Raw genomic sequence first — 26,670 nt, 5'->3', positions numbered from 1 at the left:
CGCGGGGTGGAGCAGTTCGGTAGCTCGCTGGGCTCATAACCCAGAGGTCGCAGGTTCAAATCCTGCCCCCGCTACTGGTCCTGGGGTCCGTGTGGTCGCCGCTTTGCGGCTTCCCCGCGGGCCCTTCGCATTTCGCCCGGGGGACGATCCCCCGGAGCCCCCTGTGCCTCCGCCATCCCCCACCCGCCCGCCCCCGGGGGCCCCGCCCCCTGTCCCCCCGGGGCTTCGCCTCCTGTCCCCCCGGGGGCCCGCCCCCTGTCCCCTGGGGCTTCGCCGCCTTCTCTCGCCGGTCGGGGTCCCCCTTTTCGGGGGTGTCTCGAAGGTCGGGGGTGTGGTTAGGATCTACCCTCTTGGCCCCTCACCTGGGGGTTTGTGGGGAAGGTGGGTCTTTATGGCGGACGCGGTCGGGCGTGCTCGGCAGCACTCGGTGGGGGATCTGCTGCATCGGACGGCGCGGCGGTATCCGGGGAAGGTGGCCGTTGTCAGCGGGGACCTCCGGGTCACCTACGCCGAGTTCGACGTCGCCGTGAACCGGGCCGCGCACGCGCTGGCGGCGCGGGGGCTGCGGAAAGGGGACCGGCTCGCGCTGCTCGGCCACAACTGCTGGCAGTACGCGGTGCTCACCTTCGCCACCGCCCGGCTCGGCGTGGTGCTCGTCCCCGTGAACTTCATGCTGAACGCCGACGAGATCGCCTACATCCTCGGGCACTCCGGAGCGTCCGGGATCGTCGCGGAGGACGCGCTCGCCTCGACAGCGGAGAAGGCGCTGGCCATCGCGGGGATCGAAGGTGGTGCGCGTGGATGGATCTCGTTGTCGGGGGCGGCACCTGCTCGGGGGTGGGAGGACGTTGACGCCTGGTGGTCCGAAGGAGCTGACGCGGCTCCGGACGTCCTCGTGGGGGACGATGATCCGCTGCGGCTCATGTACACGTCCGGCACCGAGTCGCGGCCCAAGGGCGTGATGCTGTCGAGCCGGTCGCTGATCAGCCAGTACGTGAGCTGCGTGATCGACGGGGAGATGAGCCCGGACGACATCGAGGTGCACACCCTGCCGATGTACCACTGCGCGCAGCTCGACTGCTTCTTCTCGGTCGACGTGTACCTGGGGGCGACCAGCATCATCCTGCCCGGGCCCGACCCCGCGGTGCTGCTGGAGACGATCGAGCGGGAGAAGGTGACCAAGCTCTTCTGCCCGCCCACCGTCTGGATCTCGCTGCTGCGGCATCCCGACTTCGACAAGCGGGATCTGTCGAGCCTGCGGAAGGGGTACTACGGGGCCTCGCCCATGCCCGTCGAGGTGCTGCGGGAGATGATGCGGCGCCTGCCGGACGTGCGGCTGTGGAACTTCTACGGGCAGACGGAGATGGCGCCGCTCGCGACGATCCTGCGCCCGCACGAGCAACTGGAGCGGGCGGGCAGCGCGGGACGCGCCGCGATCAACGTCGAGACCATGCTCGTCGACGACTCCGGCGAGCCCGTTCCGGCGGGTCAGGTCGGCGAGATCGTCCACCGGAGCCCGCACGCCGCCCTGGGGTACTACCGCGACGAGGAGAAGACCGCCGAGGCGTTCCGCGGCGGATGGTTCCACTCCGGCGACCTCGGCGTCATGACCGAGGACGGCCACCTTTCGGTGGTCGACCGGAAGAAGGACATGATCAAGACCGGTGGCGAGAACGTCGCCAGCCGCGAGGTCGAAGAGGCTATCTATGAGCTGGACGGCGTGGCCGAGGTCGCCGTCTTCGGCATCAGCCACCCGCACTGGATCGAGGCCGTCACCGCCGTGGTCGTCCCGAAGGCCGGTGTGTTGTTGAGCGTTGATGACGTCCACGCGCACACGCGCGAGCGGCTGGCGCCGTACAAGCGGCCCAAGTACGTCGTGTTCGCCGACTCCCTGCCGAAGAACCCCAGCGGCAAAATCCTCAAGCGCGACCTCCGCACGCGGCATGCGGGGCTTGCCGAGACCTGATCTATGGCGTTGGTGCTTTCCGGTCAGTCGATGTGGGGGGAGAGGGTTAGGGCCAGGTGGAGGGTCAGGCGGTCTTGGCCGTTGGTGAGGGTGAGGTTCGTCAGGGCTTCTATGCGGCGTAGGCGGTGGTAGAGGGTTTGGCGGTGGATGTTCAGGGCTTTGGCTGTTTGCTGGACGTTGCCTGCTAGGTCCAGGTACGTGCGGGCCGTTTTGGTGAGGTCCTGGTTGTGGAGAAGGCGTTTTGTGCCTTCGGTTTGGGTGGTTTGTGTCAGGGCCTCGTCGCCTGCGGTGTGGAGGAGGCGGAGGACGCCTAGGGACGTCCAGTCGCGGGTCTCGCCCGGGGCGGCGGTGCGGGCGGCCACGCGGGCCCGGAGCCAGCCCTCGTTGACGTCGTCCAAGGTGGGGCAGGGGGAGTACAGGCCCGCCTGGACGGGGGCGTGGCGCTCCTCCAGGAGGCGGCGGGCCCTGGTGAGGGTGGTCGCGGTGTTCGTCGAGGCCGGGATGAGCAGGACGTGGTCGCGCTGCCAGACCGTGGTCAGGACCGAGTGGGGGAGCAGCCACGGGTTGAGGGGCTCGGGGCTCGGGGTTCGCAGGACGGCCACCGTGAGGGGCGGGTCGGCCGCCTTCGCGTCGGTGAGGTCGTCGGCCGCCTGGGTGCGGACGTCGGCATGGGCGGAGAGCAGGTCCGCCACCTTGTAGCCGAGGTCGTCGCGCTCCCGGACCTGGCGGGCCATGAGGAGGCCGGCGCGCTCGCAGAGGGGCATGGCCTCCGCCGCCTGGTCGCCGGTGATGCGCTCTTCGTCGTCCAGGAGCCAGAGGTAGCCGTAGGTGACGTTGTTCCAGCGGGCGGGCAGGCACAGGCGGCCGAGCTGGCCGAGGGACGTGTCGGCCGGGATGCGGACCGGGCCCGTCGCGCGGGCGATGCCGTGGCGTTCGAAGCGGGCGCGGACGGCCTCGGTGGCGCGGCGGTGCAGGATCGAGGCCGTCCGGACGGGGTCGATCGTGTCGCCGTGGGCGGCGTAGGCGACCAGGTGGAAGTCGCGGTCCTCCAGGGTCGCGGGTGCGCGGAGGAGGTCGGCCGCCTGTTCCACGATCTCCTGAAGGTCGGGTGCCATCGGTTCCTTCTTACGTTTGTATGAAGATGGTGGCTGATGAAAGTGGCATTTGACTATAGGGGGTTGGGGGTGCTGCTCCTAACGTGCGAGGTGTTCCTCGGCGTTGGAGGCCTTCATGCTCGGTTCTGTGCTTCTGGTCGCGGCGCGCAGCGAGCGGATGCGCGATCTCGTCACCTCGGTGCCCCTGACCAGGGGGGTCGTCGACCGGTTCGTCGCGGGCGATGATCTGGGCGCCGCGCTGGAGGTGGTGCGGGGGCTTTCGGGCGATGGTCTCGCCGTGACCCTTGATCATCTGGGGGAGCACACCCGGGAGGCCGCCCAGGCCGTTGCCACGCGGGACGCCTACCTGCGGCTGTTCTCGGCGTTCGAGGAGCAGGGGCTCGCGGCGGGCGCGGACGCGTCGGTGAAGCTCTCGGCGCTGGGGCAGGCGCTGCCGGGAGATCTCGCTCTCGACCACGCGCGGGAGATCTGCGCCGCGGCGGGACGGGTCGGCATGACCGTCACGCTGGACATGGAGGACCACACGACCGTCGACTCGACGCTGGAGATCCTCGGCAAGCTCCGCGGCGACTTCCCGTGGGTGGGGGTCGCCATCCAGGCGATGCTGCGGCGCACCGAGGGGGACCTGCGGGAGCTGGCGGGCGAGGGCTCGCGTGTGCGGCTCGTGAAGGGCGCCTACGCGGAGCCCTCCTCGGTGGCCTTCCAGAGCCGGCGGGAGATCGACCGCGCCTACGTGCGGGCGCTCCGGGTTCTGATGCGGGGGAACGGATACCCGATGGTCGGGAGCCACGACCCGCGGATCATCGAGATCGCCCAGGTGCTCGCGGCCGGGAGGTCGCCCTCTTCTTACGAGTTCCAGATGCTCTATGGGATCCGGGCCGCCGAGCAGCGGCGGCTGGCCCAGGACCACCGGATGCGCGTCTACGTCCCGTACGGGGCCGACTGGTACGGGTACTTCATGCGGCGGCTCGCCGAACGGCCCGCCAACCTCGCCTTCTTTCTCCGTTCGTTCGTCTCCCGCTAAGGAGGGTTTCCTTTCATGGACGCCGTGACCAACGTGCCCACGCCGGTGAACGAGCCGGTGCGCGGATATGCGCCCGGCAGCGCCGAGCGGGCCCGGCTGGAGGCCCGGCTCGCCGAGCTGACCGCCGAGGCGCCGATCGACCTGCCCATGACGATCGGGGGCGAGCGGCGGCTCGGCGGCGGGACCAAGGTCGCCGTCGTGCGGCCGCACCGGCACGCGTCCGTCCTCGGGACGTTCGGCACCGCCACGCGGGACGACGCGCGGGACGCCATCGCCGCGGCGCTCCAGGCCGCACCGGCCTGGCGGGCGCTGTCGTTCGACGACCGGGCTGCGATCTTCCTGCGGGCCGCCGACCTGCTGGCCGGGCCGTGGCGGGAGACGCTGCTCGCCGCGACGATGCTCGGGCAGTCCAAGACCGTCCAGCAGGCGGAGATCGACAGCCCGTGCGAGCTGGTCGACTTCTGGCGGTTCAACGTGCACTTCGCCCGCCGGATCCTCGCCGAGCAGCCGATCAGCGGCGACGGCGTCTGGAACCGGTCCGACCACCGGCCGCTGGAGGGGTTCGTCTACGCGATCACCCCGTTCAACTTCACCGCGATCGCCGGGAACCTGCCGACGGCGCCCGCGCTGATGGGCAACGTGGTGGTGTGGAAGCCGTCGCCCACCCAGACCTACTCGGCCGTCCTGCTGATGAGGCTGCTGGAGGAGGCCGGGCTGCCGGACGGCGTCATCAACCTCGTGACCGGTGACGGGCTCGCGGTGTCGGACGTGGCGCTCCAGCACCCCGATCTGGCGGGGATCCACTTCACGGGCTCCACCGCGACGTTCCGGCACCTGTGGAAGACGGTCGGGAACAACATCGAGAAGTTCCGGGGCTACCCGCGGATCGTGGGGGAGACGGGCGGCAAGGACTTCGTCGTCGCGCACCCGTCCGCGGACCGGGCCGTCCTCAAGACCGCGCTCGTGCGGGGCGCGTTCGAATACCAGGGGCAGAAGTGCTCCGCCGCGTCCCGGGCCTACGTCCCGCGGTCCATCTGGGACGGTGGGTTGAGGGAGGAACTGGCTGCCGAGGTCGACGCGCTCAGCATGGGGGACGTCGCCGACCTGTCCAACTTCATGGGTGCCGTGATCGACGAGCGGGCGTTCGCCAAGAGCAAGGCGGCGATCGACCGGGCCCACGCCGACCCGGACGTCGAGGTCGTCGCGGGCGGGACCTACGACGACTCCGTCGGATACTTCGTCCGGCCGACCGTGCTCGTCTCCGGCGACCCCGAGAACGAGATGTTCAGGGACGAGTACTTCGGGCCCATCCTCGGCGTGCACGTCTACGAGGACGACCGGTACGAGGAGATGCTCGCGCAGATGGAGTCCGTCGCCGCGTACGCGCTGACCGGCGCCGTCATCGCCACCGACCGGGCCGCCGCCGCACGCACGGCCGAGGCGCTCCGATTCGCGGCCGGCAACTTCTACATCAACGACAAGCCCACCGGCGCCGTCGTCGGGCAGCAGCCGTTCGGCGGCGCGCGGGCGTCCGGCACCAACGACAAGGCCGGATCGGTGTTCAACCTGCTCCGCTGGACGTCGCCGCGCTCGATCAAGGAGACGTTCGTCCCGCCGACCGACTACCGGTACCCCCACATGGGGTAGGCGCCCGTCAAGCCCCGATGCCCGTGGCCGGGAGCGAGACCCAGCCGCGGGTGAAGGGGGAGGAGATCCGCCGCGCGTTCTCCAGGTCGACGCCCGCGCGCGGATGCGCGCCCAGCAGTTCTTCGAGCGCGACGCGGGCCTGGAGCTTCGCCAGGTGCGAGCCGATGCAGAAGTGCACGCCGCTGGAGAAGCCCAGGTGACGCGGGATCTCCCGGGTGACGTCCAGCTCGCCGGCGGACGGGCCGAACTCGCGCTCGTCCCTGTTCGCCGACCCGAACAGCATCATCACCTTCTCGCCCTCCGGGATCTCCCTGCCGTGGAGCGTCACGGGACGCGTCGTGGTGCGGGCGAGCGCCTGCACCGATGCCTCCAGGCGGAGGAACTCCACCAGCGCGTTCGGGATCAGGGACGGGTCGGCCGCCAGCCGCTCGCGCTGGACGTGGTCGCCGTCGAGAAGCGCCACGCCGTGCGAGATCAGGTTGCCGGTCGTGTCGTTGCCGCCCGCGACCATGACGAAGCAGAACCCGAGGACGTCCCAATCGGTCAGGCGCTCCCCGTCCACCTCCGCGGTCGTCAGCGCGCTGATCAGATCGTCGGACGGATCGGCGCGGCGCGCGGCGATCACGTCGGAGAAGTAGGCGAACATCTCCGCCACGGCCGCCGTCGCGTCGTCCCTCAGCGCCGTGAGGCCGAACCCGTCGTCCTGCAGGGTCGTCAGCGCGCTCACCCACGGATCGAATCGCGCGCGGTCCGCCTCGGGGACGCCCAGCAGGTGGGCCAGTGCGAAGGTCGGGACGGGCGACGAGAAGTCACGGTGCAGGTCAGGGGTATCGCCCTCGGCCGCCTTGCTCTCCATCAGCCTGATCCTGGAGCGGGCGAACTCGCGGAGAAGGTCCTCCAGGGCGGCGATCCGGCGCGGGGTGAAACCGTGGCTGATCAGGCGCCGCAGGACGGTGTGCCGCGGCGGATCCAGCATCACGATCGTGGGGGCGAGGCCCAGCGTGCCGATCTCGTCCGGATAGAACGTCAGACCCTGCGCGGACGAGAACGCGTCCGCGTCTCGCGTCGCCGCCCAGATGTCCTCGAACCGGGACAACGCCCAGAACGGCGGATCGTCGTGGTGATGGACCGGGTCGTCGTCCCGGAGCCGCCGGTACGCGGGATACGGGTCGGCCTGGAAGCCGGGATCGAACGGGTCGTAGACGTCCGCCATGGCGCGGCCTCCGTACTAACGGGAAGCGTTATTAACGCATTCCGTTAGTATCATCGGCATGCCGAAAGACGCAAGAGCCACCCGCGACGCCCTCATCCGCGCCGGAGCCCGGCTCTTCGCCGCCCACGGCATCGACGCGGCCCGCACCCGAGACATCGTCGCCCAAGCCGGACAGGGCAACGACTCCGCCATCACCTACCACTTCGGCTCCCGCGCCGGCCTCCTCGACGCCATCCTCCACGCCGGCATCACCCGCATGGAACCCGCCCGCGCCGCCACCCTCCCCGGCCTCCACACCCGCGACCTCCACGCCATCGTCGCCGCCATCGTCCACCCCACCGCCGACGAACTCCGCACCGAACACGGCCGCGACTTCCTCCGCATCACCGCACAACTCGCCGGACGCGCCGGAATCCGCGACCACCGCACCCCGCCCCTCATCGAAGGCATCGCCCTCCGCGAACAACTCCACCTCCTCGAAACCGCCTGCCGCGCCACCCTCCCCGAACCCCTCGCCCTCGAACGCATCTCCCTCTTCATCGCCTTCCTCACCGCCGCCCTCGCCGACCGCACCGGACGCATCGACCCGACCGGCCACGACCACACCCTCCTCACCCACGACACCTTCGTCACCGACCTCACCGCCATGCTCACCGCGGCCCTCCACGCCGCCCCGCCCGAAACCGGTTTGCCTAAGCCACCCCCGCCCAATACAGTTAAGACATCACCGCGGGGTGGAGCAGTTCGGTAGCTCGCTGGGCTCATAACCCAGAGGTCGCAGGTTCAAATCCTGCCCCCGCTACTGGTCCTGGGGTCCGTGTGGTCGCCGCTTTGCGGCTTCCCCGCGGGCCCTTCGCATTTCGCCCGGGGGACGATCCCCCGGAGCCCCCTGTGCCTCCGCCATCCCCCACCCGCCCGCCCCCGGGGGCCCGCCCCCTGTCCCCCCGGGCTTCGCCCCTGGCCCCCCGGGGCTTCGTCCCCTGCCCCTCGGGTGGTGGGGGGTTCTCTTGCCGGTTACGTTGGGGCATCGGGTTCTTTTGGGAGATTCCATTGGAGCGGACGGTCGGGGATCGGCTTCGGCGGGCTCGGCGGCGGCGGTTCGTTGGGCGGGGCGGGGAGATCGAGCTGTTCCGGACGGCGCTCGCTGACGGGGACTTCTCCGTCCTGTTCCTGCACGGGCCCGGTGGTGTCGGGAAGAGCGCGCTGCTGGGGGAGATGGCGGAGGCCGCTCGGGAGGCCGGTGTCGTGCCCGTGACGGTGGACGCGCGGACCCTGACGCCCGAGCCCGCGGCGTTCCTGCGGGCCGTCGAGGCGCCCCGGGAACGGCACGCGATCCTCATCGACACCTACGAGCTGCTCGCCCCGCTGGACGACTGGGTGCGGGAGCGCTTCATCCCGGGGCTGCCCGCCGACACCGTCGTCGTCATCGCCGGAAGGGACGCGCCGCCCGCCCGGTGGGTCGCCGACGCGGGATGGCACGAGCTGCTCCGGGTCGTGTCGCTGCGCAACCTCAGCCCCGAGGACACCCGCTCCTACCTGCGGGTCGAGGGTGTCCCCGCCGAGCTGCACGAGCGCGTCCTGCGGCTGGCGCACGGGCATCCGCTCACGCTCTCGCTGCTCGTCGACCTCATCCGGCGGCGGCAGGACGTGCCGGGGGCGCTGAGCGGTGTGCCGGACGTCGTGCGCGCGCTGCTCGGGCGGCTGGTCGAGGACGTGCCGGGAGCGCGGCACCGGGAGGCGCTGCAGATCTGCGCGCACGCCCGGTTCACCACCGAGGATCTGCTGCGGGAGATGGTGGGTGAGGACGCCGGGCCGCTGTTCCGGTGGCTGCGGACCCTGTCGTTCGTCGAGGAACGCGAGTTCGGGGTCTTCCCTCACGACGTCGTCCGCGACATCCTCGACGCCGACCTCCGCTGGCGCGATCCCGAACGGTACGCGGAGCTGCACCGGGGGCTGCGGGCCCGCTTCGTCGAGCGTGCGCGGACGGTCCGGGACGACGATCAGGTCCGGCACCAGGCCGTCGCCGACATCATGTTCCTCAGCCGCCACCATCCGGTCGTCCTGGGCTACTGGCGGCTCGCCGGGCTCGGGCACGTGTCCGTCTCCAGGCTCCGGGAGGGGGACGTCGGAACCGTCGTCGCCATGACCCGCAAGGAACAGGGGGAGGAGCAGGCCGCGTACGCGGCGCGGTGGGCCGAGCGGCAGCCGGGGGCGTTCGGGGTGTTCCGCGACGAGGCGGGCGAAGCCTTCGGGTATGCCGCCTACCTGGCCCTGCACGAGGCCGACGAGGAGGACCTCCGGGCCGACCCGGGGACCGCGGCGATGTGGGGCCACGTCCACCGGCACGCGCCGCCCCGGCCCGGAGAGGGCGTGCTGGCCTGGCGGTTCTTCGTGGACGCCGAGCCTGAGCAGCGGCCCTCCCGGTCGGAGACCATGATCCGGCTCTGGCACGGGCAGGAGATCATCACCCGCTCCGGCCAGGCGTGGGACCTCGTCACCGTCCCGTCCGAGCGGGACTACTGGGACCCGCTGCTGTCCTTCTTCGACTTCCACCACGCGCCCGAGGCGTCCTACCGGGTGGGCGGACGGCTCTACGACGTGTACGCGCACGACTGGCGCGTGCTCGGCGTCGACGACTGGCTCGCGCTCACCGCCGAGCGGGAGCTGGGCGCGCCCGTCACCGCCGCCACGGTCGCCGCGCCCGAGCTCGTGCTGTCGCAGCAGGAGTTCGCCGACGCCGTCCGCGGCGCGCTCCGCGACTTGCACCGCCCCGCCCGGCTGCTGGACAACCCTCTGGCCCGGTCGAGGCTCGTCCGGTCGGACGACGATCCCGCCGCGTCGCTGCGGAGGCTGATCGAAGAGGCCGCCGGGGTGCTGCGGGAGGATCCGCGGGAGGAATCGCTGTACCGGGTCGTCGACCGCACGTTCCTGCGGCCGGCCGCCACCCAGGAACGGGCCGCCGAGATGCTCGGGCTGCCGTTCAGCACCTACCGGAGGCACCGCAACCGGGCCGTCGAACGGATCGTCGCGGTCCTGTGGGAGCGGGAGGTCTACGGAACCGGCCACCAGGTGGACAGCAGCCGGCCTGGTGAGTGAACAGCGGGCCGCCGCATCGTCGCCTCATCGGACAACGGGAGGCACGAGATGCGAAGCATCGGAGAACACGCGGTGGTGCTCGGAGCCGGAATGGCGGGGCTGCTCGCGGCCCGCGTCCTGGCCGGGGCCTATGAACGGGTCACGCTGGTGGAACGCGACCAGAGCGCGGCGGGAGCCTGCCGCAGGGGAGTCCCGCAGGGCAGGCACGCCCACATCCTGCTGCCGCGCGGGCAGCGGGTCCTGGAGGACCTCCTGCCCGGCGTCGAGGCGGAGCTCATCGGCCGCGGCGCCGTCGTCGCCGACCCCGGCGTCGACCACCGCTTCACCCTCGGCGGGCACGCCCTCACCCGGCGCCCCGGCGCGGAGCGGGCGGTCCAGGCGAGCCGGCCGCTGCTGGAGGGCGTCGTCCGCGAGCGGGTCGAGGCGCTGCCCGGCGTCCGGGTCGCCGAGGGGCGCGACGTCGTCGGGCTGCTCACCGCGCCGCCGGGCCGCGTCACCGGCGTCCAGGTGATGCCGCGGACGCCCGGCGCCGCCGCCGAGGAGATCCGCGCCGACCTGGTCGTCGACGCGATGGGACGGGCCGGGCGCGCCCGGCACTGGCTGGAGCGGCTCGGGCACGGGCCCGTCCCGCGGGAGGAGATCAAGGTCGGGGTCGCCTACGCCACCCGGCCCGTCCGGCTCCCGCTGGACACCGTCGCCGCGGGCAAGGCCGTCGTCGTCGGCCCGCGGCCCGGCCGGCCGCGCGGCATGGCGATGGTCGCCGTCGAGGGCGACCGGCACCTGCTCACCGTCGCGGGGCTGGACGGCGCGAACCGGCCGCCCACGGACGAGGAGGGCTTCCTGGCCTTCGTGCGGACCCTCGCGCCGCCGGAGGTGTTCGAGGCGATCCGCGCCGCGGAGCCGCTCGGCGGGATCGCCGCGCACCGGTACCCGTCCGACCTGCGCAACCGCTACGAACGCGTGCGGCGACTGCCCGCCGGCCTGGTCGCCGTCGGGGACGCCCTGTGCAGCTTCAACCCCATCTACGCGCAGGGCATGACCGTGGCCTGCCTGGAGGCGCTGGTGCTGCGCCGCTGCCTGGAGGACGGACCGCGCGGGCTGACCAGGCGGTACTTCCGGGCCGTCGGCAAGGCGCTGAACGACCCGTGGCGCATGGCCGTCGCCGCCGACCTGTCCATGCCGGAGGTCGAGGGGCGGCGCACCCCCGCGATCCGCGTCATGAACGCCTACGTCGACCGCGTCCAGGCGGCGGCCGCGCGGGACGCCGACGTCGCCGAGCGGTTCTTCCGCGTCATCGGACTGCTCGACCCGCCGCCCGCGCTGATGCGCCCGTCCGTCATGGCGCGGGCGCTGCGCCCGGCCGCCTGACCCAGAGGTCGCAGGTTCAAATCCTGCCCCCCGCTACTGGTCTGGGGTCCGTGTGGTCGCCGCTTGCGGCTTCCCCGCGGACCCTTCGCTTTGCCTGGGTCCCGTTGGGGCTTCGCGCCTGAACCCCTGACTCCCTCGGGCCTTCCTAGGGCAGCGTGACGATCAGGGTGAGGTCGTCGTCCACCCGCGTCGTGGCATCGGGGCCTACGGCACACGACGACTCCCGTTCCTCGAATACGGCCGGTCCTGTGATCACGGTGCGCGGGGTCAGCGCGTACCGGTCGTAGACGGTCGCTTCGACCGCACCGAGATCCGGCAGGTGGACGGTTCGCGTGCCACGCACGGGATCGTCACCGGACGGCTCCGCTCCGAGACGGACGTCGTGGCTCGGCGATGTCGCAGTCAGCCGCCAGCGCACCACCTCTGCCTGGCCGTTCTCGACGACGCGGCCGAAGATCGAGGCGTACGTGCCGGTGAACGACTGCTGGATCGATGGCACGTGCCATGCGGGGACGGGTACCTCTATCTCGAAGCCCTGACCGACGTAGCGCATGTCGGCCGTCCGGGCGAACGTGATCTCGGCGTCCGGCTCCAGGACGCGCCGGGCTTGATCCTCCATCTCGGCGTACAGCGCACCGACATGGTCCCAGTCGACGTCGGACAGGGCCGCGTGGTGGCTGCGCACCTCGTTGACCATCGGCGGGGCGACGAGGAAGCCGTAGGCGGACATCACTCCGGCTCGCATCGGGACGACCAGCTGTGAGATCTTGAGTGACTTGGCGAGCGCGTACGCGTGGACCGGGCCCGCGCCGCCGAAGGCGATCAGAGCATGGTCGCCCGGATCGAGCCCCTTCTCGGCGAGATGCATGCGGGTCGCCGCCGCCATGCTCGCGGTGACGACGCGCTCGATGCCCATGGCCGTGGCGACGGCGTCCAGGCCGAGCCGGGCACCCAGGTCGTCGCGCAGGCACGCGTCGACGCCGTCGAGGTCGAGCTGCATCTCACCGCCGAGGAACCCGCCCGGGTCGAGCAGCCCGAGACGGGTGTCCGCATCGGTGACCGTCGCTTCGGTGCCGCCGCGACCGTAGGCGACGGGACCGGGGACCGAACCGGCGCTCCGGGGCCCGACCTTCAGCAGGCCGAGCGGGTCGCGCCGGGCGATGGAGCCGCCGCCGGAGCCGATCTCGATCATGTCGACGACCGTCAACCGCACCGGCAGGCCGGACCCCGGCTTGAACCTGTCGACCCGCCCCGCTTCGAACTCGTGCTTGACCCGCGCCTTGCCGCCGTGGACCACCGCCATCTTCGCCGTCGTTCCGCCCATGTCGAACGAGATGACGCGCTCAAGGCCGACCGCGCGGGCGACGGCCGAGGCCGCGATCGCGCCCGCGGCGGGCCCCGACTCCAGCAGCCTGATCGGGAAGGCCTTGGCCTGTTCGAGTGTCGTGATGCCACCGCCCGACAGCATGATGCGCAGCGGTGCCGTCACGCCCATCCGCGTGAGCTCGATCCGCAGGGCGTCCAGGTAGGCCGCCATCAGCGGCCGCACGTACGCGTTCAAGCACGCGGTGTTGCCTCGTTCGTACTCGCGCATGACGGGCGCGACCTCCGATGACAGGGTCACCGGCAGGTCCGGCAGTACCTTGGTGACCAGGTCGCGGACCCGCAGTTCGTGCGAGGGGTCGACGTAGGCGTGCATCAGGCACACGGCGAGCGTCTCCGCGCCGAGATCGTTCAGCTCCCTGGCCCGGGCCAGCACCTCGGCGTCGTCGATCGGCTCTATCTCTGAGCCGTCGGCCGCCAGCCGGCCGCCGATCTCGAGCCGCATATCGCGCGGGACCAGCGGGAGCGCGGGCCGCGCGAACAGGTCTGTCGTGTCGAACCGGATCTCCTGTCCCATCTCCAGCACGTCGCGGAAACCGCGGGTGGTCAGGAAGCCCACGCGGGCGCCGGTTCGCTCGATCACGGTGTTGGTGACCAGCGTCGTGCCGTGCACGACGCCGGTCACCTCCTCGGGCCGCGTTCCCGTCTCGCGCAGGATCCGGGCGATGCCCTCGGCGATCGCCTCGTGGGGCGCGTGCGGAGTGGTGGGCAGCTTGCCGGTCCAGGTGATGTCACGGTCGGGATCGTGCAGGAACAGGTCGGTGAACGTTCCGCCCACGTCCACGCCGATGCGGGTGCTCATCGGCTCACCCCGCTGACGTAGCCCATCGCCACGTCATGCGCGTGGGCCGCGGGGTCGCGCAACGCCGGGTCGCCATAGCCGCCTCCCCCGGGGAAGGAGATCGTGATGCTCTCGCCCGGCGGCAGCGTCGTCACGGTCTTCAACGGCACGATCTCGCCGGAGCCGAGCACGGCGGACGCGGTCGCGCCATCACCGCCGCCCAGCACACCGCGGGCCGCCTGGGTCTGCCGGTCGCCGAGCAGACCGACCTGCACCGGACGTGACGTGGGGTTGGCGACCTCGACCACCTGCCCGAGTCCGCCCCGGTACATCCCGGGACCGCCGGAGTCGCGGCGCAACCCCTTGCGGACGATCCGCAAGGGAGCCGCGGCCTCCATCGCCTCGATGCTCCCGGTGCCGGAGTTGGTGGGGAAAGCCGTGGTCGACAGGCCGTCGGTGTGCGCCGAGGCGCCCATGCCGGCGTTCGCGAACAGCATCAGTGCCCACGGGCGGCCGTCGTCGTCCTGGCCGGTGAACCTGACGCGAAGGGCCGGTGCGCCGCCGCTGTCGGCGATGACCTGGTCCGGCAGCACGGGGGCCAGGGCGCGGTAGATCGCGCACGACAGCAGGTGCCCGGTCAGATGCCGGGCGATCACCGGGACGGGAAAGCGCGGGTTGACGATCGTGCCCTCCGGGGCGACGAGCGACATCGCCAGATACGAGCCGTGGTTGGTGCGGGTGGCGGGATCGAGAACCAGCTTCAGCGGGTACATCGAATAGGCGCGCGTGTAGTTGAGCGTGCAGTTGGTCGGGAAGTCGACCTGAGCCGAGGTACCGGTGTAGTCGATCGTGATCGAGTCGCCGGCCACGGTCACCGCACACGCGATGTGCGTCGGCCGGCCCGGCAGGCCGTCGGCATCGACCGTCGACGTGTACCTGCCGTCGGGGATCGCCCGCACCGCGGCGCGCATGGCGTCGTCCGTCAGCGTGTGCACCGCGGCCGCGAACCGCTCGAAGTCGGGCTCGCCGAACTCCTCCAGGAACTCCAGCGCGCGACGACGGCACACGGCATGCGCCGTCGCCTGGGCCTGCAGGTCGCCCCACACCTGGTCGGGCATTCTGACGTTGGCGAGCAGCAGGTCCTTGACCCCGCTCTGCACCTCTCCGGCCCGGTAGAGGTGGAGCGGCGGGATGAGCACGCCCTCGCCGATCAGGTCGGTGCTCAGGCCTCCGGTGCCGCCGATGTCGGGCAGATGGGCGGCGCTACCGGTGAACCCGACCAGCCGGCCGCGGTGGAACAACGGCGCGATCATCGAGACGTCGGGCAGGTGGCCGGTCGCGATCCACGGGTCGTTGGTGATCACGCAGTCGCCGTCCCGCCAGGTCCCGGCGGGCATCCGTTCGAGCAGCAACCGGGTCAACGATCCGACGAGTCCCGCGAAGGCGGGGATGCCCGCCCGGGTCTCGGCCATCGTGCGGCCGCGCCGGTCCATGACGACGACGGTGTAGTCGTTCGACTCGCGGATGATGGTCGAGAACGCCGACCGCAGCATCGCGTACGCCGCCTCGTCGGTCGCCGCCGACAGCCGGTCCCACTGCACCTCCAGCCGGACGGGATCGAGGGAAGGTGCCGCCGCCGCGGTCACGCCACGACCGCCGGGGCCGTGATGCGGTCGGTGATCGCGCGGCCGAGCTGGACGGTGGTCGCGTCGCCACCGAGGTCGGGAGTCTTCGCCACCGTGTCGTCGACGAGCGCCGACTCCATGGCGCGGACGAGCGACTCCGCGGCCGGGTGCTCGCCGAAGTGGTCGAGCATCATGGCGGCGCTCCAGATCTGGCCGACCGGGTTGGCGATGCCCTGGCCCGCGATGTCCGGCGCGGACCCGTGGACCGGCTCGAACAGGCTGGGGAACGTCCTGTCTGGATTGATGTTGGCGCTCGGCGCTATGCCGATCGTGCCGGCGCAGGCCGGGCCCAGGTCCGACAGGATGTCGCCGAACAGGTTGCTGGCTACCACCACGTCGAACAAGTCGGGCTTGAGTACGAAGTTCGCGGTCAGGATGTCGATGTGGTACTTGTCCGCGCGGATGTCGGGGTACTGGGCGGCCATCGCCTCGGCGCGCTCGTCCCAGTACGGCATCGAGATCGAGATGCCGTTGCTCTTGGTCGCCCACGTCAGGTGCTTCTTGTCCCGACGGCGGGCGAGGTCGAACGCGTACCGCAGCACGCGGTCCACCCCGGTGCGGGTCATCACGGTCTCCTGGAGCACGGTCTCGCGATCGGTGCCGTCGAAGATGCGGCCGCCGATGCTGGAGTACTCGCCTTCGGTGTTCTCGCGCACGACGTAGAAGTCGATGTCGGCCGGGAGGCGGTCGCGCAGCGGGCTGACGACGCCTTCGAGCAGGCGGACCGGGCGAAGGTTGATGTACTGGTCGAACTCGCGGCGGAACTTCAGCAGGCTTCCCCACAGTGAGACGTGGTCGGGCACGACGTCAGGCCAGCCGACGGCACCGAAGAAGATGGCGTCGAATCCGCTCAATGTCTCCTTCCAGTCCGGGGGGAGCATGTCGCTGTGGGCGAGGTAGTAGTCGGCGCTGGCGAACCCGAACGTCTCGGTCTCGACCGTGAAGCCGAAGAGATCGGCGGCCCGGTGCAGGGCACGCAGACCCTCGGGTACGACCTCGACGCCGATGCCGTCGCCGGGGATCACCGCGACGCGGTATGTGCCTGTCACCTGTAGCCCACCTTCGCTGACCGGGGCGGCCGGAGCGGATGGTCCGACCGGAACGGCCTCACCGTACGGAGAGACGCACCGGGGGCCTAGTCGATTCGCGGCAAGATAGGCTTTCGCCCCAAGAAAGGTGGAGGTGCGGCGTGGTCCATGTCGCCGGATCGGTCGACGAGCTGCGGTTCTTCGCGGTGGTCGCCGCGAGCGAGACGTTGACGGCGGCGTCGCGCGAGCTCGGCTGCTCGTTGCCCGTCGTCAGCAAGCGCCTCGCAGCGATGGAGCGACGGCTCGGCGTGCACCTGGTCCACCGCGGCACCCGCAAGCTGGTCCTCACCCCTGAGGGAGCCGTCCTGGCCAAGGGGATCACCCCGATCCTGGTCGACGTCCAGGCGCTTGAGGACGAGATCACGGGCCAGTCGGCCGAGTTGCGGGGCTCGCTCGTGGTCGAGTCGACCCTCGGTCTGGGGCGGGCGCACATCGGCCCGCTGCTGGGCGAGTTCGGTGCTCTGCACCCGCGGCTCGACGTCCAGTTGACGACGACCCCCCTGCCGTTGAGCCCGCACCGTCGTGAGTTCGACGTGGCGATCCACGTCGGGGCACCGCACGACTCGACGCTGCGCATGCGTCGTCTGGCGGAGAACCGCCGCGTGGTCTGCGCGTCGCCGCGGTACCTGGCCGAGCACGGACGACCGTCGTCGGTCGACGAGCTCGTCGACCACAACTGCATCGTGCTGCGGGAGAACTACAGCGACTACGCGCTCTGGCGGTTCGGCGACGGACCCGACGAGTTCCGCATGCGGGTGGACGGCTCTTTGTCGAGCAATGACGGCGACGTCGTGACGCAGTGGGCGATCGAGGGGCGAGGACTCATCATGCGATCGATGTGGCAGGTCGCAAGCCTCCTGGCGGAGGGATCGCTGGTCCGTGTGCTGGAGGACGTGCCGACCCCGGGTGCGGACGTCTACGCATTGCATGCCGACGTCCACCACGTGCCGGTACGGATCACGGCGGTGATCGATTACCTGGCCGAAGAGCTTCCGCGCCGCCTGGGTCGAGTTTCTCTGCGCGAAAGGTGACCTTTCGCGAAGCCCGGTTAACGTGACCTGCGTCGTCGCCTACGTTATGTGGCTGCCGCCACATGACGACCACGGAGGACCCGGCGATGGCCCGCATCCTGATCACGACCGACTACCTGCGTCCCGGCGACGCGGTGGACGGGTACCTGCGTGACCACGGGCACACGACGGTGCACGAACCTCTGGAGGGGCACCGCTCCGTGGACGAGCTGGTGCGCCTCCTCGACGGGGTCGAGGGGGCCTTGATCGCCAACGAGCCCATGACGGCCCAGGTGCTGGAGCGGGCGCCGGCCCTGAAGGCCGTCGTCCGGACCGGTGTCGGATACGACTCGGTCGACGTCGAGGCCGCGTCCCGCCTGGGCATCAGCGTCAGCAACCTGCCGGGGATCAACGCCAACGCGGTCGCCGAGTACACGATCGGCCTGATGCTCGACGCGTCGCGCCACCTCGTCGACCTCGCGGTCGGCGTGTCCGAAGGGCGCTGGCCCCGGACGGACGGTCACGAGCTGCGGGGATCCACCCTCGGCCTGGTCGGGTTCGGGGCCTCCGCGCGGGCGGTCGTCCCGCTGGCACGGGCGTTCGGCATGACCGTGCTGAGTCACACCAACGTCGGCGCGGACCTGCGCTCGCGGTTCCCCGACGTGGAGTTCGTCACCCTCGACGACCTCCTCGGGCGCTCCGACGTCGTGTCGATCCACGCCGCCTCGACACCCGCGACGCGCGGGCTCATCGGCGACCGGGCGCTCGGGCTGATGAAGCCGAACGCTCTGCTGGTCAACACCGCCCGGGGCCAGATGGTCGACGAGCAGGCGCTCGCGACGGCGGTCCGCTCAGGCATGATCGCCGGAGCCGCGCTCGACGTCACCGAGGTCGAGCCGCTCCCGGCGGACAGCGTCCTGAGGTGCGTCGAGGGGATAACCGTCTACTCGCACATGGCGGGACAGACCGCCGAGGCTCGCGAAGCCGCCGGGCGTGAAGGGGCCGCCGAACTCGTCGCGGCACTCTCGGGGCGGCCGGCCTTCCAGGTCAACGGCCCCGGGCGGGCGGCCTGACGTGCGAGTCGTCATCGTCGACGGGTTCCGCGGCACCGCGTCACAGGCAGCGCTGTCGGAGGTGATCACCGGGGCCGGGCAGGGAGCCGCCGTCGCGTCCCTCCCGACCTCCGCCGGCGGGTTCCGGAGCGGCGGATGACGGACTTACAGCGCGCTTGAGGGACCTTCCCCCGGGGGACGCCTCTCCGGCCGAGTGGCCGGTCGCGTGGCGCAGGCCGTCGCATGAGCCCCGGATCACCTCGCCACAGCCCACCCGACAGCACGAAGCAAGGAGTTCTCATGCGGTTTCCCCAGCGCCTGTCCGCCGCCGTCGCGGCGCTCAGCGTCCTCACCCTCGCAGCCTGCGGCGGCTCGTCCGACGAGCCCGCGGCGGCCGGGCCGACGTCCACGGCCGACCCCGGTAAGGCTTCGGCGGTCACCCCGGTCAGCGATGACATCATCGCGGCGGCCGAGAAGGAGGGGTCGGTGCTGATGTACTCCAACGCCAACTCCGAAATCATGAAACCGCTCGCCACGGCGTTCATGAAGAAGTATCCGAAGATCCAGATCAAGAACCTCGACCTGGAGGACACCCAGATCGTCGAGCGCTACAAGAGCGAGGCGGCGACCGGTGCGCGCACCGCGGACCTGGTGATGATGTCGAACCAACCGGTCATGTCGAGGTTCGCCGGCGACGGCCACATCACCGACTACAAGGACCCGAACGTCGCGAACCTGCCCGCCCACGCGCGGTTGGCGCCGGGAGTCGTGGCGATGTCGCAGGACCCGGTCGTCGCGCTGTTCAACAAGTCCCTCCTGCCGAAGGACGAGCAGCCCACCTCGATGGGCGAGTTCGCCGAGATGGCGCCCAAGCTCAAGGGCAAAATCGGTGTCGTCGACATCACCAATGCGATCGGTTACTACGCGACCGCGTCGTACATCAAGCGCGCGGGTGAGGACGGCTGGAAGAACCTGGAGGCACTCGGACCGTCGTCCGGCGTGGAGAACGGTGCGGGCAACATCGCGCAGAAGATGCTCCAGGGCGGGTACAGCGCCTCCTTCTTCGTCCTCGGGTCGGTCCGTCCGCTGATCACCGGGGACGCGGCGAAGGTGCTCAACTACGCCTACCTGACCGACGGCACACCGCTGGTGCCGCGGGCGATCGGCATCACGGCCAAGGCCCAGCACCCCAACGCGGCGAAGGTGTTCCTGAACTACGCCCTGTCGGTCGAGGGGCAGCAGGAGGCCTGCAAGGGCGGCTTCTCGCCGTACCGCGCCGGCGTCAAGTGCCCGTACGGCCTGGCCGCGATCGAGGACGCCGTCGGAAAGGACAACGTGATCATCGACGGCTGGGCCCCGGAGTTCGTGACCGGCCAGGCCGCGACCGTCAAGCGGTGGAATGAGGTCTTCGGCCGATGACCGGCCTCACCACGCCCGCGCGGCCCCCCGTCGAGGGGGCGCGCGGGGCGCGCGGGCGCCGCCGTCGACGGCTCGACTCCACGACCGTGTCCCACTATGTGATCTGGGCGCTCGCGGTCCTAGTGATCGTCGGGCCGATCGTGCCGGTGGCCGTTGCCTCCTTGTGGACGACGCCGCTGTACGAGTCCGGTGGCGAGCCGACGCTGCAGAACTATCGCGACCTGCTCACCGACGACGCGTGGTGGAGCGCGGTGTCCAACAGCGTGGTCTTCGCGACGATCATGACGGCCGGATCGGTCGTGCTCGGCGTCGGGGCGGCGGTGCTGTTCACCCGGACCAACCTGCCGGGCCGGGGGATCCTCGCGACGATCTTCCTGCTGCCGGTGATGCTGCCGGGCATCGTGCTGGTGCTCGGCTGGGGCCTGATGTGGTCGCAGGCCGGATTCGCCACGACGTGGCTGCGGACGAACACCTTCCTCGGCATGCCGATCGATCTGTACAGCATCCCCGGGATGGCGCTGGTGGGCATCAGCGTGGCGGCCCCGGTCATCTTCCTGTTCTGCCGCAACACCCTGGCCGCGATCGACCCCGCGCTCGAGGACGCGGCTCGCATGGCGGGTGCCGGGCCGGTTCGCGTCCTCGCGACGGTGAGCGTGCGGTTGCTGCGTCCCGCGATCCTGAACTCCACGCTGCTGGTGTTCGCGATCGCCCTGGAGGTCCTCGGCCTGCCGCTGGTGCTCGGCTACTCCAGCGACATCGACATGATCTCGACGTACCTGTACAACAACTGGACCAACGTCTCGCCGCCGCGGCACGGACTGGTCTCGGCCGGCGCCGTGCTGATGCTGGTGACCGTCTCGGCCCTGCTCGTGCTGCGCAACAAGCTGGTGGGAGACGTCGGGCGGTTCGCCGCGGTAACGGGCAAGCCGACGGGGAGCCGGGCGCTCGAACTCGGCCCCGTCCGGTGGCTCGCTTCGGCGGGCATGCTGATCGTTCTGCTGGTGCTCGTGCTCGTCCCGCTGGCCGGTGTCGTCATGTCGGCGTTCACGACCGTGTTCACGCCGTTCGTCTCACCGTGGGAGTCGCTGTCGACGATCAACTTCGAGAACGTCTTCGCCAATCCGGTCTTCACCAAGGCCCTCGTCAACAGCCTGCTGATCGCCTCGGTCGGCGGCCTGCTGACCACGCTCGCGATCGCCATGCTCTCGGTCATCGCGCACCGGTCGGACTTCCGGCTGCGCGGGTCGCTGCAGCAGGCGATGATGTGGCCCCGGATGATCCCCGGGCTCGTGACCGGCATGGCCTTCTTCTGGTCGCTCGTGATCCTCGATCCGAGCGGCTCGATCCGCTCCACACTGTGGGGAATGGGCCTGGCGTTCGCGGTCCGCAGCCTCGCGCTCGGCTACAGCGCGTTCTACCCGGCCCTCGCGGCCGTCGGCCGGGATCTCGACCTGGCGGCCCGGACCTCGGGTGCGACCTGGTGGACCGCGATGCGCACGATCGTGCTGCGCCTCGTCATGCCGGCGATGGCGGCCAGCTTCATCCTGCTCTTCGTCGCGATGCTCAACGACGCCGAGCCGGCCGTCTTCCTCGTCACCGACGGCACGCCCGTGCTCGGTCTGACCATGCTGCAACTCGCGGCGACCAACATCGGCGGCAGCGTCGCCGCGCTAGGAGTCATCCAGATGGTGATCACGCTCGCCGTCCTCGGCATCGGCCGCGGCCTGTTCGGGGTGCGTCCCCGTGCCTGAACTCGAGATCCGGAACCTGCACAAGTCGTTCGGCGACCACGCGGTCCTGCGCGACATGTCGCTGACCGTCCCGGACGCCCAGATCACCACGCTGCTGGGACCGAGCGGGTGCGGCAAGTCCACGACCCTGTGGTCGATCGCGGGCCTGCACCGGCCGGACTCCGGCCGGATCAGCTTCGGTGGCCGCGTGGTGTTCGACGGCGACCGGATCGATGTCCCGCCGGAGCGACGGAACTGCGGCGTCGTGTTCCAGTCCTACGCGGTGTGGCCTCACATGACGGTGTTCGACAACGTCGCGTACCCGCTCAAGCTCCGCAAGGTGAGGGGGCGCGAGCGCAAGGAACGGGTCATGGAGGTGCTCGACCTGGTGGAGCTGGCGGGGCAGGTCGATCGCTACCCGCACCAGTTGTCGGGTGGCCAGCAGCAGAGGGTCGCCCTGGCTCGCGCGCTGGCGCACCCGCCGGACATGTTGCTGCTGGACGAGCCGTTCTCGAACCTCGACGCCAAGCTGCGCGACCGTTCCCGTGACTGGCTGCGGTCGTTGCAGCGGCGGGTCGCCGTCACGACCGTGTTCGTGACCCACGACCAGGACGAGGCGCTGTCGATGAGCGACCAGGTGGTCGTGATGGAGCACGGGGTCATCCGGCAGATCGGTACCCCCCGCGAGGTGTACGAGAACCCGGCCGACCTGTTCGTGGCCGACTTCGTGGGCACCGCCAACATCCTCGACGCGACGGTGGTCACGGCCGACGGCACCCACGCGATGGTCCGTCTCGACGGGCTCGCCGACCCTCTGCGTGTTCCCTATGCGGGCCGCCGCACGGGTCGCGTGAGCCTGACCATCCGCCCCGAGGCGGTGCACATCCAGCGCGAAGGCGAGTCCGGCCGCCCGAACTCGGTCACGGCCAAGGTCACGAGCTCTTCGTACCTCGGTGATCACTACCGCTACGTGCTGCAGGTGGGCGCGGCGCGGCTGACCGTCACCACGACCCGCTCGGTCGACACCGCCGAGCTCACGGTGGGGCTGGCGCCCGACGACCTGCGGCTCTTCGAGCCCGCCGACCGACTCGACCAGGTGGAGGACGACGATGCGTGAGACCCGTGTGGGCGTGCTGACACCGAGCGGGATGCTCGGCGCGGGGATCCACGAGGAGGCCGTGCGGCGCGGCCTGGCCCTCGGTGCCGACGTGATCACGGTCGACGGCGGCTCCACCGACTCCGGCCCGTACTACCTGGGATCCGGAACGGCGAAGACGGCGCCGGCGGCGGTCCGCCGCGACCTTCGCATCCTGCTGAGGGCGTCGGCGGCGGCGGGCATCCCTCTGCTGATCGGGTCCTGCGGGACCTCGGGCACCGACTCGGGGGTCGACTGGGTCGCCGGCATGGTCGACGAGGTCATGGCGGAGGAGGGACTGTCGCTCAAGGTCACCCGTATCTACAGCGAGCAGTCCGCCGCAACGCTCAAGGAGCGGCTGGACGCCGGGCGGATTCATCCGTTGCCGCCCCTGGGCGATCTCGACGCCGGGACGCTGGAGTCGTGCTCCCACATCGTGGGGGTCATGGGTCACGAACCGTTCGCGGCCGCGCTCGAGGCCGGCGCCCAGGTGGTGCTCGGCGGGCGGGCCACCGACACCGCGGTCGCGGCGTGCGTGCCGATCATGCGGGGCATGCCCGACGGCCCGGCGTGGCACGCGGCCAAGATCGTGGAGTGCGGCGGGCAGTGCACCACCAACCCGAAGTCGGGCGGGGTGATCGCCTGGGTCGACGAAGACGGCTTCGAGATCGAGCCGCTCGACGAGGACAACGCCTGCACACCCACGTCGGTCGCGGCGCACATGCTCTACGAGACCGCCGATCCGTTCGAGCTGCGAGAGCCGCGCGGCACGCTCGACGTGTCGGCGGCGACCTACGTGCCCGTCGACGACCGGCGCGTCCGGGTCGAAGGTTCGCGGTTCCACGTGGCCGACCAGATCACGATCAAGCTCGAAGGGGCCAGGCCGGCCGGCTACGAGACGATCTCGTTCGTCGCGATCCGTGACCCTCTGATCGTGGCGCGCATCGACGAGTGGGCCGGCTTCATGCGGCGGATCCTGACTGGACGTGTCGAGGAGACCCTCGGTCTGCGGCCGGACGAGTACGCCTTCGACCTGCGCCTCTACGGCCACGACGCGGTACTCGGGGCATTGGAGACGGAGCGGTCGGCCACCCACGAGGTCGCCGTGATGCTGCGCGTGAGAGCCTCCGACCAGGCCACCGCAACGGCGGTCGCGAAGGTCGCCAACCCGCTGATGCTCCACCTGCCATTGCCCGACATGTCGTACCTGCCGAGCTTCGCGTTCGCGACGTCGCCGGCAGAGATGGAACGGGGCGCGACGTACGAGTTCGTGCTCAACCACGTCGTCGATGTCGACGACTCCACGTCCCTGTTCCGCACTGTCGCCTGAAGGAGCGTCATGACCACTCCTGCACCCGTCCTGTCCGACTTCGCGCACGAGATCCGGTCGAAGAACGCCGGGCCGTTCTGGACGACGTTCGAGGCCTTCATGCTCGACGCGACCGGGTACGCGATCGCCGCGGACCCCGACTTCCTCAACGAGGCGGTGATCGCCGAACTGTACGACGTCGACGCCGGCGATGTGCTGCTGTTCCGCATCCCGTCGCTGAACGTCGTGAAGATCTCGTTTCCCCGCAAGGTCCCGGCGGGGGGACTGCTCGACCGCGACCTGCACTGCGGCCAGCAGCACGTGCCGCTGGCGACGTTGCCGGTGCCTGACCGGCTGCTCGCCGCGCTGGAGACGGCGTGACCGGCCACTCCCACAACTCGCGGGGGTGCGGCGCCCGGCCGCGATCGAGCCCACGCTGTCCGCACCGCCCTTAACCTGGGAGCATGCGGAACTCCCTGGCCGGCCTGGTCGATGTCTGTTGTGTGCTGGTCTTCGTGGCGATCGGGCGGGCTTCGCAAGATGAGGCCGCGAGCCTGGCGGGGTTCGCGGGCACCGCGTGGCCGTTTCTCGGCGGGCTCGCCGCCGGGTGGGTCCTGTGGCGGGTCTGGCGCGGGCCGGAGGCGCTGGTGCCGTCGGGGGTCGGTGTCTGGGTGACGACCGTGGCCGTGGGAATGGCGCTGCGCGCCGTCTCCGGGCAGGGGACGGCCGCCGCCTTCGTGATCGTCGCCTCGGTGTTCCTGGGGGCGGCACTGGTCGGGTGGCGGCTCGTCCGGACGGTCACGGTACGACGTGACGCGCCCGCCGAATGACCGGCCGGTCCGTTCGATGATCGCGACGGTTGACGGGAACGCGCCGCCCTGGTGAAGTTACCGGCGAGTCACGTGGGTGACCGGGACCGACGCCGAAGGGGAGACGATGGCATCTGCGCTGCGCGGATGGCTGGAGAAGCCGAACACTTCACGCGGCGTCCACCTGGCGGCCGACGACGGCGGCTGGGACTACCGCGACTACGGTGAGCTGGCCTCCGGCGCGCGACGCACCGCCGGGGCGCTGATCGCGGAGGGCGTCCGGCCGGGCGACGTGGTGTGCCTGGTGCTGCCCACGGACTTCACCTGCATCGAGACCTACTTCGCGGTCTGGGCCGCGGGCGCGACCGTGTGCTTGATCACACCGCCGCTGTTCCAGGACGGGGACGACTACGTCGCGCACGTCGCGGCGATCCTGCGGCAGGCGTCCCCGGCGCTGGTCGTGGCGTCCGACGGCCTGGCGGAGTACGCGGGCCGGGCCATGGCCGACGCGGGGCTGGACGGCGAGCCGTGGCGGCCCCGGCAGGCCGCCGAGGAGGCCGAGATGCGACCGGTCGGCGAGCTGGCGCTGCTGCAGTTCACGTCCGGGTCCAGCGGCGCGCCGCGCGGCGTCATGGTCACCTGGGCGAACCTGGAGGCCAACAGCGAGCTGATCGGGCGGATGGCCGGGTACGAGGACGGCGACGTCGTGGCGTCCTGGCTGCCGCTCTACCACGACATGGGGCTGATCGGCTGCTTCCTCACCCCGATCACCCGGCAGGGCACCCTCAAGCTGATGCGGCCCGACCACTTCATCCGCGACCCCGCGCGGTGGATCCGCTGCTTCGCCGAGGCCGCGCTCACGGCCGCGCCGCCGTTCGCCTACGCGTACTGCGCGCGGCGGGTCAAGCCGGAGCAGCTGGAGGGCCTCGACGTGTCCGGCTGGAAGATGGCGCTGATCGGCGCCGAGCCCATCGACCCGCACGCCCTGGAGGTGTTCGCGCAGCTCACCGAGCCGTTCGGGTTCTCCCGGACGATGTTCAAGCCCGCCTACGGCATGGCCGAGACCACGCTGCTGGTCACCATGGACAACGCGCCGCGCGACCCGCTGGCCGTCCGCCCCGATCCGGAGACGCTGTCGTTCGGGCAGCCGGTCCGGATCCTCGAACAGCACACGCTGGGACCGCGGTCGCTCGGCGCCAAGGCCGGCTGGATCGTCGGGTGCGGGACGCCCGAGGACGACGTGCCCGTGACCATCGTGGACGATGACGGCGACGAGCTCGCCGACGGGCTCCTCGGCGAGATCGTGGTGGGCGGTCCTTCCGCCTGCCCCGGGTACTTCGCCGGCGCCGAGGCCAAGTCGACGCGGTTCATGGACGGGAAGGTCTACACCGGCGACGCCGGCTTCTTCCACGAGGGGCAGCTGTTCGTCCTCGGCCGGATGGGCGACAGCATCAAGGTGCGCGGCCGCTCGGTGTACGTCGAGGACCTCGAATCCAAGATCGCCGAGGTGAGCGGACTCGGGAAGGGCCGGATCGTCGTCGTCGGCGTCCCCGGCGCCGGGCGGAAGGGGCTCGCCCTGTTCGCCGAGACGCAGGACGAGTCGTGGGTCGCCGCCGTCCGCGAGACGCTGCGCCGCCGCGTCGGCGACGACGTCGAGCTGACGATCGTCGTCGGCACCGGGCTGATCCAGCGGACGTCCAGCGGCAAGCCCCGCCGCCGCTACATGTGGGAGCGCCTCCAGGCGGGCCACATGGACGGCGCACGCGTCGTCGGCTGAGCACCGCACCGGCGTAATTGCTAAAGCCAGTGATAACAGGACAACATGGCGTTGACGCTGCGA

General features: G+C 70.9%; 21 protein-coding genes and 2 tRNA genes. 18 read left to right on the top strand and 5 right to left on the bottom strand.

All coding sequences use genetic code 11. The features are described 5' to 3' along the window. Positions 1 to 74: transfer RNA gene (locus tag BM339_RS23460), tRNA-Met, on the top strand. A 317-nt stretch (positions 75 to 391) separates the two neighbouring features. Then, a complete protein-coding gene (locus BM339_RS23455) occupies positions 392 to 1,966 on the top strand; it encodes an acyl-CoA synthetase (protein ID WP_075022206.1) in 1,575 nt (524 codons plus the stop codon). A 23-nt stretch (positions 1,967 to 1,989) separates the two neighbouring features. Here BM339_RS23455 and BM339_RS23450 read toward each other — a convergent pair whose 3' ends face one another. After that, positions 1,990 to 3,081 (bottom strand): PucR family transcriptional regulator, encoded by a 1,092-nt coding sequence (locus BM339_RS23450; RefSeq protein WP_075022205.1) that lies wholly within the window; start codon positions 3,079 to 3,081, stop codon positions 1,990 to 1,992. 115 nt (positions 3,082 to 3,196) lie between these two features. On the opposite strand from BM339_RS23450, the gene BM339_RS23445 reads away from it, so the two are divergent. Further along, on the top strand, positions 3,197 to 4,105 hold the full coding sequence (locus BM339_RS23445; RefSeq protein ID WP_024935772.1) for a proline dehydrogenase family protein: 909 nt from the start codon (positions 3,197 to 3,199) through the stop codon (positions 4,103 to 4,105). 15 nt (positions 4,106 to 4,120) lie between these two features. Beyond that, positions 4,121 to 5,752 (top strand): L-glutamate gamma-semialdehyde dehydrogenase, encoded by a 1,632-nt coding sequence (gene pruA / locus BM339_RS23440; RefSeq protein WP_075022204.1) that lies wholly within the window; start codon positions 4,121 to 4,123, stop codon positions 5,750 to 5,752. 7 nt (positions 5,753 to 5,759) lie between these two features. On the opposite strand, the gene BM339_RS23435 is transcribed toward pruA, so the two are convergent. Continuing rightward, entirely contained in the window at positions 5,760 to 6,965 is a 1,206-nt protein-coding gene (locus BM339_RS23435; protein WP_075022203.1) for a cytochrome P450, read from the bottom strand. 58 nt (positions 6,966 to 7,023) lie between these two features. Between BM339_RS23435 and BM339_RS52335 the strand changes: the two genes are divergently transcribed. From BM339_RS52335 to BM339_RS23415, 4 genes are all read left to right on the top strand, one after another. Beyond that, positions 7,024 to 7,716 carry a TetR family transcriptional regulator gene (locus BM339_RS52335; RefSeq protein ID WP_075022202.1) on the top strand — a complete coding sequence of 231 codons (693 nt, stop codon included), beginning with the start codon at positions 7,024 to 7,026 and terminating at the stop codon, positions 7,714 to 7,716. Further along, positions 7,694 to 7,767 (top strand) — tRNA-Met (locus tag BM339_RS23425). Before BM339_RS52335 ends, BM339_RS23425 begins: the two co-directional genes overlap by 23 nt. 248 nt (positions 7,768 to 8,015) lie before the next feature. Further along, a complete protein-coding gene (locus tag BM339_RS23420; protein WP_075022201.1) occupies positions 8,016 to 10,061 on the top strand; it encodes an AAA family ATPase in 2,046 nt (681 codons plus the stop codon). Positions 10,062 to 10,109: 48 nt separating this feature from the next. Continuing rightward, positions 10,110 to 11,429 carry an FAD-dependent oxidoreductase gene (locus BM339_RS23415; RefSeq protein ID WP_075022200.1) on the top strand — a complete coding sequence of 440 codons (1,320 nt, stop codon included), beginning with the start codon at positions 10,110 to 10,112 and terminating at the stop codon, positions 11,427 to 11,429. 145 nt (positions 11,430 to 11,574) lie between these two features. Here BM339_RS23415 and BM339_RS23410 read toward each other — a convergent pair whose 3' ends face one another. The 3 genes from BM339_RS23410 to BM339_RS23400 are packed head-to-tail and all read right to left on the bottom strand — an operon-like array spanning position 11,575 to position 16,327. Next, the gene (locus BM339_RS23410; protein WP_075022199.1) at positions 11,575 to 13,614 is read right to left on the bottom strand and encodes a hydantoinase/oxoprolinase family protein; all 2,040 of its coding nucleotides are present in this window, start codon (positions 13,612 to 13,614) and stop codon (positions 11,575 to 11,577) included. Then, positions 13,611 to 15,239, bottom strand: coding sequence for a hydantoinase B/oxoprolinase family protein (locus tag BM339_RS23405; protein WP_075022198.1), 1,629 nt, complete (start codon positions 15,237 to 15,239; stop codon positions 13,611 to 13,613). The genes BM339_RS23410 and BM339_RS23405 overlap by 4 nt, the downstream gene beginning before the upstream one ends. After that, positions 15,236 to 16,327: a tartrate dehydrogenase gene (locus tag BM339_RS23400; RefSeq protein ID WP_024935776.1), complete on the bottom strand. Its 1,092-nt coding sequence runs from the start codon at positions 16,325 to 16,327 to the stop codon at positions 15,236 to 15,238. Before BM339_RS23400 ends, BM339_RS23405 begins: the two co-directional genes overlap by 4 nt. 140 nt (positions 16,328 to 16,467) lie before the next feature. Between BM339_RS23400 and BM339_RS23395 the strand changes: the two genes are divergently transcribed. The 10 genes from BM339_RS23395 to BM339_RS23355 all read left to right on the top strand — a co-directional run bounded on the left by BM339_RS23395 (position 16,468) and on the right by BM339_RS23355 (position 26,607). After that, positions 16,468 to 17,397: a LysR family transcriptional regulator gene (locus BM339_RS23395; protein WP_021593915.1), complete on the top strand. Its 930-nt coding sequence runs from the start codon at positions 16,468 to 16,470 to the stop codon at positions 17,395 to 17,397. A 62-nt stretch (positions 17,398 to 17,459) separates the two neighbouring features. After that, positions 17,460 to 18,449 carry a phosphoglycerate dehydrogenase gene (locus tag BM339_RS23390; protein WP_218163730.1) on the top strand — a complete coding sequence of 330 codons (990 nt, stop codon included), beginning with the start codon at positions 17,460 to 17,462 and terminating at the stop codon, positions 18,447 to 18,449. Between the two features lies 1 nt (position 18,450). Then, positions 18,451 to 18,588, top strand: a complete 138-nt coding sequence (locus BM339_RS50005; protein WP_021593913.1) for a hypothetical protein — start codon at positions 18,451 to 18,453, stop codon at positions 18,586 to 18,588. A 140-nt stretch (positions 18,589 to 18,728) separates the two neighbouring features. Continuing rightward, positions 18,729 to 19,847 carry an ABC transporter substrate-binding protein gene (locus BM339_RS23385; RefSeq protein WP_021593912.1) on the top strand — a complete coding sequence of 373 codons (1,119 nt, stop codon included), beginning with the start codon at positions 18,729 to 18,731 and terminating at the stop codon, positions 19,845 to 19,847. Continuing rightward, positions 19,844 to 21,598 (top strand): ABC transporter permease, encoded by a 1,755-nt coding sequence (locus BM339_RS23380; RefSeq protein ID WP_021593911.1) that lies wholly within the window; start codon positions 19,844 to 19,846, stop codon positions 21,596 to 21,598. The genes BM339_RS23385 and BM339_RS23380 overlap by 4 nt, the downstream gene beginning before the upstream one ends. Continuing rightward, on the top strand, positions 21,591 to 22,694 hold the full coding sequence (locus BM339_RS23375; RefSeq protein WP_075022197.1) for an ABC transporter ATP-binding protein: 1,104 nt from the start codon (positions 21,591 to 21,593) through the stop codon (positions 22,692 to 22,694). Before BM339_RS23380 ends, BM339_RS23375 begins: the two co-directional genes overlap by 8 nt. Beyond that, positions 22,687 to 24,042 (top strand): acyclic terpene utilization AtuA family protein, encoded by a 1,356-nt coding sequence (locus tag BM339_RS23370; protein ID WP_021593909.1) that lies wholly within the window; start codon positions 22,687 to 22,689, stop codon positions 24,040 to 24,042. The genes BM339_RS23375 and BM339_RS23370 overlap by 8 nt, the downstream gene beginning before the upstream one ends. A gap of 9 nt (positions 24,043 to 24,051) precedes the next feature. Continuing rightward, positions 24,052 to 24,402, top strand: a complete 351-nt coding sequence (locus BM339_RS23365; protein WP_075022196.1) for a DUF4387 domain-containing protein — start codon at positions 24,052 to 24,054, stop codon at positions 24,400 to 24,402. 83 nt (positions 24,403 to 24,485) lie between these two features. Further along, positions 24,486 to 24,851, top strand: a complete 366-nt coding sequence (locus tag BM339_RS23360) for a DUF3054 domain-containing protein (protein ID WP_075022195.1) — start codon at positions 24,486 to 24,488, stop codon at positions 24,849 to 24,851. Between the two features lie 106 nt (positions 24,852 to 24,957). After that, the gene (locus BM339_RS23355) at positions 24,958 to 26,607 is read left to right on the top strand and encodes an AMP-binding protein (RefSeq protein WP_075022271.1); all 1,650 of its coding nucleotides are present in this window, start codon (positions 24,958 to 24,960) and stop codon (positions 26,605 to 26,607) included. Positions 26,608 to 26,670 lie beyond the last annotated feature (63 nt).

Source organism: Actinomadura madurae, from assembly GCF_900115095.1.
GTDB classification, from domain to species: domain Bacteria; phylum Actinomycetota; class Actinomycetes; order Streptosporangiales; family Streptosporangiaceae; genus Spirillospora; species Spirillospora madurae.
The sequence above is the reverse complement of the archived record's forward strand: the minus strand, read 5'-3'. Positions and strand labels throughout refer to the sequence as shown.